Source organism: Clostridium sp. (assembly GCF_051650885.1).
GTDB lineage: Bacteria > Bacillota > Clostridia > Clostridiales > Clostridiaceae > Clostridium.
Genome location: NZ_JBOFRG010000014.1, coordinates 1 through 1,780, shown reverse-complemented (window position 1 = coordinate 1,780; position 1,780 = coordinate 1). Strand labels below are relative to the sequence as shown.

The 1,780-nt window shown below is 45.4% G+C and carries 2 tRNA genes; both read left to right on the top strand.

Going from position 1 to position 1,780, the window contains the following annotated elements:
- Window positions 1–920: 920 nt before the first annotated feature.
- Window positions 921–992: transfer RNA gene (locus ACRC28_RS00410), tRNA-Gly, on the top strand.
- A 362-nt stretch (window positions 993–1,354) separates the two neighbouring features.
- Window positions 1,355–1,464, top strand: a tRNA-Ser gene (locus ACRC28_RS00405).
- Window positions 1,465–1,780: the final 316 nt, after the last annotated feature.

Genomic DNA, 1,780 nt, shown 5'->3' with positions numbered 1-1,780 from the left:
TCTTTCATGTAGGAATACACCTGAAGTCACGTCACTCTGACGACTCCTATTAGCGCCCTTTTGACTGGTGCCGATGGCGGTCATGGCATCGGCAACTATCTTTACAGTGATTCATTGCTGCTAAACATTGGCTGGTTCTAGCTGCTCGGCTGTGAGGACTTGCCGCTTCTCTTTGTTTGATATCATTGTAAAGTGAATATCTTCAGGTTTTGGACTTTGCATTACTGTAGCCTCACATGCTAACAGCAGCACGAAGCAAGTTAAGGCCGAGCTGTTAACTCTGTAAGGACAACCACAGGCGGAGCGACCAGCTTCCTCCGACCTCTACAGGCGGACACTGCACAGCAAAAGATGCTTCCACAGCAGAACCACAATTCTTCCCAGCTTGGCTCTTCTACAACACACTGACCGCCAGCTAACCACCTCTCTTTCCCTATAACAGATGGGTAACTAAACAAGTCAGCTCGTAGGTCCGCTTTCATGTACAGTTAGTAATACAGCAATATTGCATGTATGAGGCCCTGCTATGAAGCCACAGCATCTCCATTATGTTTTAATGTTGACCATTGGTGTGCAGGACACACCAAAGCAGAGTCATCGGAAAACTTCTGAAGGTGGCAGGACTGTGTGTGGTAGCTGAAGTCTGTGGTGTAGATGGTGAAGAGGAACTTTTCCTTGGCCTCCCTGATCTTCCTCTTGGCATTCCGGATGTCTTTGATGTCCTTTGTTACCCACGGTTTGTTATTTGGATATTGCATGTATGAGGCTCTGCTTTTAAGCCACCAAACTGTAGTGACATGTCACATGTAATCAAGCTCCTTCAATCCCCAGCCCTGAGACATACACCAACATGACAGCCCTTGTACCGTCATTGACTTATCAAAAAAGATTCAACAGGTGGAATTTGCATGTCTTTTACAGCGATGGTGGTATAGTGGTGAGCATAGCTGCCTTCCAAGCAGTTGACCCGGGTTCGATTCCTGGCCATCGCAGATGTTTCCTTCTGCGGCGATGTATATGTGCTGTTCCTCTTTCACGTCAGAATACAGCTTGACACACGATCCTAATATGCGTCATGATGAGCTCCATTTTGACTGGTGGCGGTCATGGGATTGACAACTATCTTTCTAGTAATTCATCGCTGAAGTCATTTATTGGAATTGGATTTGGAAAAAAAAACCTTTGCGTGTATAATTATGCTGCCTTTCCAGTTTATCAGAATCAGAAATACTTTATTGACCCCCGAGGGGAAACTCTTTCGTTACAGCTGCTCACTATCACGTCAGTGCACACAGCAATAGAAGTACTTAGCAAATCAAAATATAATACACTGTAATACAGCTAAGTTAAATGAAGTACAAAGTGGATATAAGTATAAAAGCGAAAATAAGTGTAAGAGTTTTATCAGCCGATGGACTAGAAATCCATTGGGGTCTCCCCGCGCAGGTTCGAATCCTGCCAGCAACGTGGTGACATTTTCACTGGTGTAAACCACGCTTCTGTAATGAGTGTACCCATGTAGCCTGATAAGGCAACTCCACGTTGGAAACCTGAGCTCTTCACCCTGTAATCTGCACGCAGCACAACCGAGGTCTTTAATCGTACTGCAACTACCTGCTAGATCTCTGCAAGTACAGGTCTTCTTTCATGTAGGAATACACCTGAAGTCACGTCACTCTGACGACTCCTATTAGCGCCCTTTTGACTGGTGCCGATGGCGGTCATGGCATCGGCAACTATCTTTACAGTGATTCATTGCTGCTAAACATTGGCTGGTTCT